General features: G+C 71.6%; 7 protein-coding genes and 1 pseudogene. 3 read left to right on the top strand and 5 right to left on the bottom strand.

The genetic code is table 11. The annotated features are described in order from the left end of the window. Positions 1-572: exodeoxyribonuclease III (locus tag QZ433_RS12450; protein WP_295783961.1), on the bottom strand; the 572-nt coding region annotated here is incomplete at its 3' end. Between the two features lie 163 nt (positions 573-735). Here QZ433_RS12450 and pyrE point away from each other — a divergent pair. After that, the gene (gene pyrE, locus QZ433_RS12445; protein WP_295783958.1) at positions 736-1314 is read left to right on the top strand and encodes an orotate phosphoribosyltransferase; all 579 of its coding nucleotides are present in this window, start codon (positions 736-738) and stop codon (positions 1312-1314) included. A 230-nt stretch (positions 1315-1544) separates the two neighbouring features. On the opposite strand, the gene QZ433_RS12440 is transcribed toward pyrE, so the two are convergent. The 4 genes from QZ433_RS12440 to QZ433_RS12425 all read right to left on the bottom strand — a co-directional run bounded on the left by QZ433_RS12440 (position 1545) and on the right by QZ433_RS12425 (position 3400). Beyond that, the gene (locus QZ433_RS12440; protein ID WP_270353733.1) at positions 1545-1688 is read right to left on the bottom strand and encodes a hypothetical protein; all 144 of its coding nucleotides are present in this window, start codon (positions 1686-1688) and stop codon (positions 1545-1547) included. Positions 1689-1724: 36 nt separating this feature from the next. After that, positions 1725-2300: a YdeI/OmpD-associated family protein gene (locus QZ433_RS12435; RefSeq protein ID WP_295783954.1), complete on the bottom strand. Its 576-nt coding sequence runs from the start codon at positions 2298-2300 to the stop codon at positions 1725-1727. A gap of 1 nt (position 2301) precedes the next feature. After that, positions 2302-3132: an HAD-IIA family hydrolase gene (locus QZ433_RS12430; RefSeq protein WP_295783951.1), complete on the bottom strand. Its 831-nt coding sequence runs from the start codon at positions 3130-3132 to the stop codon at positions 2302-2304. Positions 3133-3229: 97 nt separating this feature from the next. Then, positions 3230-3400, bottom strand: a complete 171-nt coding sequence (locus QZ433_RS12425; RefSeq protein WP_055832729.1) for a CsbD family protein — start codon at positions 3398-3400, stop codon at positions 3230-3232. 191 nt (positions 3401-3591) lie between these two features. Between QZ433_RS12425 and QZ433_RS12420 the strand changes: the two genes are divergently transcribed. After that, complete coding sequence (locus QZ433_RS12420) at positions 3592-4539, top strand: SDR family NAD(P)-dependent oxidoreductase (protein ID WP_295783944.1); 948 nt, start codon at positions 3592-3594, stop codon at positions 4537-4539. Positions 4540-4581: 42 nt separating this feature from the next. After that, positions 4582-6987, top strand: a pseudogene (locus QZ433_RS12415) (HAD-IC family P-type ATPase); the annotation flags it as partial. Positions 6988-7643 lie beyond the last annotated feature (656 nt).

Here is a 7643-nt window from a genome sequence, read left to right as displayed (position 1 = left end):
GCGCGGAACGCCGCGCGCTCGGGCGGGGAGACGTGGGTGGTCGCGCCCTCGACGACGGTGGGGTCGCCGTTGTCGTCGTCGGTGGGGGCGATGTTGAAGTCACCGGTGAGGGCGAGCGGCAGGTCGGGGTGCGCGGCCAGCGTGTCGGAGGTGTACTGGCGCAGCTTGTCGAGCCAGTCGAGTTTGTAGACGTAGTGCGGGTCGTCGAGGCCGCGGCCGTTGGGGACGTAGAGGCTCCAGACGCGGACGCCGTTCACCGTCGCGCCGATCGCCCGGGCCTCCTGCGGCTGGTCGGGGCCCTCTTTGCCCTTCTCGAATCCGGGCATGCCGGGGAAGCCGATCTCGACGTCGTCGAGCGGTTCACGGCTCGCGATCGCGACGCCGTTCCACTGATTCAGTCCGTGCGCGGCGACGTGGTAGCCGGCCTCTTCGAAGGCGGCGTACGGGAACTGCTCCGTCTTGCACTTGATCTCCTGCATCGCCAGCACGTCGATGTGCTCGCGCACGCAGAACTCGACGGTGCGGGCGACGCGCGCGCGGATGGAGTTGACGTTCCAGGTGGCCAGGCGCATGGCATCCAGCCTACTTTCGTGCGCCGCTCGCCCGCGTCGTGCACAACGGCGGGGATCGTGGGCGGCACGCCGTCGCCCGGAGCCCGCGGGGCGGCGTGTCGCGCCCGTGCGCCGCCAACGTGCGCAGATGGACCCCGCGAGGCGGAGCAATAGACTCGACGCCGTGACCACCGCCTCCACGCCCGAGCTCGAAGCCGACCGCCAGGCCCTCATCGGCCTCATCAACGCCGAGGCGGTGTTCCACGGCGATTTCACCCTGTCGAGCGGCAAGAAGGCGACCTACTACGTCGACATGCGCAAGCTCACCCTCGACCACCGCGCGGCGCCGGCGATCGGCCGACTCGTGCTCGACCTCGTGAAGGACCTCGACGGCGTCGTCGCCGTCGGCGGTCTGACGCTGGGCGCCGACCCGATCGCCAACGCCGTCATGCACGAGTCCGTCCACGCCGGAACCCCGCTCGACGCCTTCGTCGTGCGAAAGGAGCCCAAGGACCACGGCCGCGGTCGCCAGATCGAGGGCGCCGACGTCGCGGGTAAGCGCGTCGTCGTCGTCGAGGACACCTCGACCACCGGTCAGTCCGCGCTCAAGGCGGTCGAAGCCCTCCGCCGCGAGGGCGCCGAGGTTGTCGCCGTCGCCGTGATCGTCGATCGCAAGACCGGTGCGCAGGCGGCTATCGAGGCCGAGGGGCTGCGGTGGTTGGCATCCATCGATCTCGACGATCTGGGGCTCGCGCCGCAGTAAGGCCTCGCGACAACAGGCTCGGTCGCGGGAGCAGGCTCCGTCGCGGTTGCGGTCGCCGTCGCGAGTACGGGCGCCGTCCCGAGAGCAGTCGTGCGTCACGAGAACAGGCTCGGGCACGAGAACAGGCGGATCCGCGTCGCAGCGCCCTGTTCCGGTGTCACCCTCCTGTGCCGGTGACGAGGGGGAGGGATGCCGCCGCCCCGCCGCGCGCCCAGCGGCGCGCCCGCGGGTCAGCGGTCGTCCGGCCCCGGCCCGTCGAAGGGGTCGCGGCCGCCGCCACCGCGTCGAGACCGCCGCCACTGCACGATGAACGCCACGAGCGTGCCGGCTGTGATGAAGAAGGCGGTGATGAGCCAGAGGGTGCGGTCGTCCATGCGCCCATCCTCCCCGACGTCGCCCCGGTCGGTCTCCTACGAGGGTTGACGGTTCTCGGCGGCGTCGGCGACGATTCTGGCGATGCGGGCGTCGCGGGTCGCGGGGCGTACCGCCAGGGCGATCTGCGTCAGGCCGAGCTTGCGGCTCGACGGTGGGAAGGCGTCCCAGTTCGCCCGCGCCCCGGGGACGGCGTCGAGGGCCGCGGCGAGCTCGGCCGGCTCGATCCCGGCCTCGGCGTCGTCGAGGACCTCCCACGCGCCGTTCGACCGGGCCACCTCGAGCGCCCGCCGCCCCGCCGGGCGCAACCGGCCCTCGGCTTCGAGACGGGCGATACGGGCCTTGTTGGTCGCCGCCCAACCACTCCGGGCGCGACGGGGTGCGAACCACAGCCCCGAGGTCAGCTCGTCGAAGACCCGCACGGGTCCGTCGATCCAGCCGAAGCAGAGAGCTTCGCAGATGGCGTCCTCGTAGGCGACGTAGCGCGCGGCGGCGGCGCCCCGGCCGCGAACGAGCCACGCTCCGGTCGATGTCGCGTGGTTGCGGTCGAGCCAGTCGCTCCAGGCGGTCACATCCTGCGCCGATACCTTCTCGCCGTCGTCCAGCGCACCCACGTCAGAGTCCCTCGCTCAGCCCCTCTTCGCCGTCGGCGAGATCGGACTCGAGGGGTTCGTCGCGCACGAGCTCGGCGACGGACGAGAGGATCTCGTCGGGGCGGAAGGGATAGCGCTCGATCTCGCGCTGATCGCTGATGCCCGTCAGGACGAGGACCGTGTGCAGTCCGGCCTCGATGCCGGCGACGATGTCGGTGTCCATGCGGTCGCCGATCATGCCCGTGTTCTCGCTGTGCGCCCCGATCCGGTTCAACGCCGATCGGAACATCATCGGGTTGGGCTTGCCGACGATGTAGGGCTCCTTGCCGGTCGCCTTGGTGATGAGCGCGGCGATGGCGCCCGTCGCCGGCAGGACGCCCTCGGTCGAGGGGCCCGTGGCATCCGGATTGGTGGCGATGAAGCGGGCGCCGCCGAGGATGAACCGGATCGCCTTGGTGATGGCCTCGAAGGAGTAATTGCGCGTCTCGCCGACCACGACGTAGTCGGGGGTCGTCTCGGTCATGATGAACCCCGCCTCGTGCAACGCGGTGGTCAGGCCCGCCTCGCCGATCACGAAGGCGGAGCCGCCGGGCATCTGCGACTTCAAGAAGTCGGCGGTGGCGAGGGCCGACGTCCAGATCGACGCCTCGGGCACCTCGAGACCCGATGCGCGCAAACGAGCGCTGAGGTCGCGCGGGGTGAAGATCGAGTTGTTCGTCAGGACGAGGAACGGCGTGCCCTCGGACCGCCACTGGGCGAGCAGCTCGGACGCACCCGCGATGGGGGTGTTCTCATGGACGAGGACGCCGTCCATGTCGGTCAACCAGCACTCGATGTCGCCACGGGTCCGCATGCGGCCAGCCTAGACCCGACCTCCGACACGCCCCCGGAAACGAACGAGGGCGGGCCCGATCCGGAGACCGCGACCCGCCCGTCGGCGCGAGGACTGCTTACTTGAAGGTGTCCTTCACGTTCTCGCCGGCCTTCTTGGCATCCGCCTTCACCTGGTCGGCCTTGCCCTCGGCGGCGAGCTTGTCGTTGTCGGTGGCGTTGCCGATCGCTTCCTTCGCCTTGCCCACGATGTCCTGAGCGGCGTTCTTGATCTTGTCGTCGAGACCCATGATCTGACTCCTTCTTGTCGTGTCGGCGTCGGCGGCGGAACGTTCTCGTCGCGACGGAGCGTCGTGCTCGCAAATGAGACGCACGCCGCGCGCCATTCGTCACGCGCATGCTCGAAAAACTTTCGCGCGCCCGTATTCCGTCCGCGGAATGAACCCGTGACGCGGGCCCGGCTTGTCGTTAGGGTCGTAGGGTGACGCGCGCCGAGTGGGACCCCGAGAACCTCCCCGACCTCTCCGGAAAGTCCTACCTCGTCACCGGCGCGACGCGCGGTCTCGGTTACTTCGCCTGCGAACAGCTGGCGGCCGCGAACGCGCATGTGCTGCTCACCGGCCGCAATCCCCACAGCCTCGCGGCGGCCAAGGCCGCGGTGCGCCGGACGGTGGTGGATGCCGACATCGAGACCCTCCTGCTCGACACCAGCAACATGGGCTCGGTGCGGGCCGCGGCCGCGACGGCCCGGGCGCGGGGGCGCCTGGACGGTCTGCTGCTGAACGCCGGCGTCGTGCACCCGCCGAAGCAGCGCGAGACCGCCGGCGGTCACGAGCTGGTGTTCGCCACCAACGTCCTGGGCCACTTCGCCCTCGCGGGCGAACTGCTCAAGCCGCTCGCGTCGGCGCGCGGACGAATGGTGTGGGTCGGCAGCATGTCGACGTCGATCTGGCGCCACCTGCCGACCGACCCCGAACTGCGCGAGGGCTACACCCCGTGGAAGGCCTACGTGCAGTCCAAGGCAGCCACCACTGCTCTCGCCCTCGAGGCCGACAAGCGCCTGCGCGCGTACGGGGTGCCCGTCTCGAGCCTCGTCGCCCACCCCGGCTATTCGACGAGCGGTCGCACGCGGGGCGTGCGAGGGGTGAACGAACCCACACGGCTGTCGCGCTTCGTCGACAACCTGCAGGCGCCGATCACCCAGTCCAAGGAGCGCGGCGCGTGGTCGCTCGTTCGCGCCCTGGTGGATACCTCGGCCGACGGCGGCCAGATGTTCGGTCCCGCCCTGATCGCGCGCGGGGCTCCGCGGCCGGCGACGCCGGCGCGGCGGACGCGGCGCAGCGAATTGGGCGCCGACCTGTGGCGCGCCTGCGAGACGGCGACCCACGTGCGCTGGCCCTTCGACCGGGTGCGACGCACGGCATCCTGATCCGCCCCTCGCGATGTCGGGACCGGGCCCTACAGTGATCGCATGGAGCAGGCGACGGCCGATGAGAACACGGCGAGGGACGTCCGCGGTCTGACCGCGGCCGAGGTCGCCGAGCGCGTCGCCGCCGGGCAGACCAACGCTTTCACGGCCGACAGCAGCCGCAGCGTCGGCAGCATCGTCCGCGCCAACGTGTTCACGCTGTTCAACGGCATCGTCGCGGCGTGCTTCCTGGTGCTGCTGATCCTGGGGCGCTGGCAGGATGCCCTCTTCGGTGTCGCGGCCCTGTCGAACGCGGTCATCGGGTGCGTGCAGGAGTTCCGCGCCAAGGCGGCCCTCGACCGTCTCGCCCTGCTGAACGCCCCGCGGGCGCGCGTGCGTCGCGACGCCGTCGACGCCGAGATCGCCCCGTCCGAGGTCGTGCGCGACGACGTCCTCGTGCTGCGCGCGGGAGACCAGGTGTCCGCCGACGCCGTGGTCACGTCGTCGAGCGGACTGCAGATCGACGAGTCGATGCTGACGGGCGAGTCGGATGCCGTCGACAAGCGCCCCGACGACGAGGCGCTGTCGGGCTCGATCGTCGTCGCCGGCGAGGGCACGGCCCGTGTGGTGCGCGTCGGCGCGGAGTCCTACGCCAACACCTTCGCGGCCGAGGCGAAGCGGTTCCAGCTCGTCTCGAGCGAACTGCGCACGTCGATCGATCGCGTCCTGAGGTGGGTCGGCTGGGGGATCGGGCCCATCGGGCTGCTCGTGCTCAACGCGCAGATGATGGTGGCCGGCGGATGGACCCAGGCCTGGCAGCAGGGCACGTGGTCTCAGGCCGTGGTCAACACGATCGCCGCCCTGACAGCGATGATCCCGCTCGGTCTGGTGCTGATGACCTCGATCGCGTTCGCCGTCGGCGCGGCCCGTCTGGCCGGGCAGCAGGTGCTCGTCAACGAGCTTCCGGCCGTCGAGGGCCTGGCGCGTGTCGACGTGATCTGCCTCGACAAGACCGGAACGCTGACGGCCGGCGAGATCCGCTTCGACGCGGTCCTGACGCTCGCCGAGACCGCCGATTGGACGGACGCCCTCGCCTGGTACGGAGCCGCGCCCGACGCCAACGCCACCGCCCAGTGCCTGCGCGAACCGTTCCCGCTCGAGCGCCCGATCGAGGCCGCGCGGCGCATCGCGTTCTCGTCCGCGCGCAAGTGGAGCGCCGCGTCGTTCCGCGATCGACCGAGCGGGACGTGGGTGCTCGGCGCTCCCGAGATGGTCTTCGGCGACGAGGCGAGCGACGCGGCGACACCGCTGGGCGCCGCGGTCACCCGCCTGGCGTCGTCGGGCCGTCGCACCCTCGTGCTCGCCCACGCGCCGGCCGCCCTGAGCGACGACGACGTCGCAACCGAACGGCTCCCCGCCCACCTGACCGCGGTGGCGGTGCTCACCTTCGTCGAGGCCGTCCGCCCCGACGCCGCCGAGGCGCTGGCCTTCTTCCGGGCGCAGGGCGTGGGCGTCCGCGTCATTTCGGGAGACAACCCCCGCACCGTGGCCGCGATCGCCCGCGAGGTCGGTCTCGACGTCGACGAGGGCTTCGACGCGCGACGCCTTCCCGACGACGACGCCGAGTGGGGACCGCTGCTCGAGCGACACACGGTGTTCGGCCGCGTCACTCCCGATCAGAAGAGGCGCATGGTGACCGCCCTGCAGTCTCGCGGCCACGTGGTGGCCATGACCGGCGACGGGGTCAACGACGCCCTCGCCATCAAGACCGCCGACATCGGCATCGCGATGAACTCCGGCGCCGCGGCGACCAAGGCGGTCGCGCGCCTCGTGCTCTTGGACGGGCGGTTCTCGCACCTGCCCTCGGTGGTCGCCGAGGGGCGGCGCGTCATCGCCAACATCGAGCGGGTCTCGATGCTGTTCCTCACCAAGACCGTCTACGCCACGGGACTGGCGGTGCTCTTCGGGGCGTTGGTGATGGAGTTCCCGTTCCTGCCGCGGCAGCTGTCGATCACCGACGGACTGACGATCGGCATCCCCGCCTTCTTCCTCGCCCTGCTGCCGAACGCGCAGCGTTACGTCCCCGGGTTCCTGCGCCGCTCGTTGAGTTTCGCCATCCCCGCCGGCATCGTGATCGCGGTCGCCCTGACGGTCTACACACGGCTCGCGATGGATCTCGGTCTGAGCGTCGAGCAGCTGCGCACCGGGGCGACGGTCATCCTGGCGATCGTCGCGATCTGGGTGCTCACCGTGCTCTCCCGGCCCGTCACGCGCGTGAAGGTGCTCGTGATCGGAGCGATGTTCATCGCCCTCACGGCGATCTTCACGCTGCCGCCGCTCGGGCAGTTCTTCCAGCTGCGGGACCCCGGCGGCGACGGGGCGACTCTCGTGACGCTCGTGGTGGTGGTCGCCCTCGCGGCCATCGAGGCGGTGCGCTTCGGGCACCGGCGGTTCGTGCGGCGCTCGCTCGCCACGCGCGCCCCCGCCGCGGGCCGGGCACCCGCCGCGACCGTCGGGGGCGCGGTGAGCGGGGCACCCACCGCCACCGACGCGGGTGACGCGGACGCCGCGATCGGAGCCCGCGCCGCCACCGGCGAGACCCGCCGCCGCCCCGCGGTGGTCACCGCGGCCATCGTGCTCGTCTACGTCGGCGGGCTGTTGAACACCGCGCTCGGCGTCGTCGTGCTGCTGGCGCGGTACGCGGTGACGCCCGATCTGGTGCTGCCGGTGTCGCTCGTCGGCGCGGCGACCGTGCTGCTCGGACTGCTCACGGTCGCCGGCGGGTCGGCGCTGTCGCGCGGCAGCGTCCTCGCGCGCGCCCTGCTGACGGGCTATCTCTCGGTGCTCATCGTGCTGCAGGCCGTTGCCATGGCGCTCACCGAACTCGACCCGGTGCTCGTCATCGCCCTCGTCGCCGCGGCGGCCGTGATCGCCGCGGTCTGGATCCCCGCGCGGGCGCGGCGGTGGTTCGGCGGTGGCGTTGCGCGCGAGGTGCCGGCGGTCCCGCCGGCCGCCTAGACGCTCAGCGCGTCAGCCACACCGAGCCGCCCGCACCCGCGGGCAGGGCGACCTCGACGCCGTCCGCGCGCACCACCTCGTCCGAGACGACCTCGAGCTCGTGGCCG

This window comes from uncultured Microbacterium sp. (assembly GCF_913776565.1).
GTDB lineage: Bacteria > Actinomycetota > Actinomycetes > Actinomycetales > Microbacteriaceae > Microbacterium.
The sequence above is the reverse complement of the archived record's forward strand: the minus strand, read 5'-3'. Positions and strand labels throughout refer to the sequence as shown.

Coding starts and splice junctions, on each gene's coding strand:
- QZ433_RS12430 (WP_295783951.1), bottom strand. CDS start 3,132: ATGCGGACCCGTGGCGACATCGAGTGCTGGTTGACCGACATGGACGGC.
- QZ433_RS12425 (WP_055832729.1), bottom strand. CDS start 3,400: ATGGGTCTCGACGACAAGATCAAGAACGCCGCTCAGGACATCGTGGGC.
- QZ433_RS12440 (WP_270353733.1), bottom strand. CDS start 1,688: ATGGACGACCGCACCCTCTGGCTCATCACCGCCTTCTTCATCACAGCC.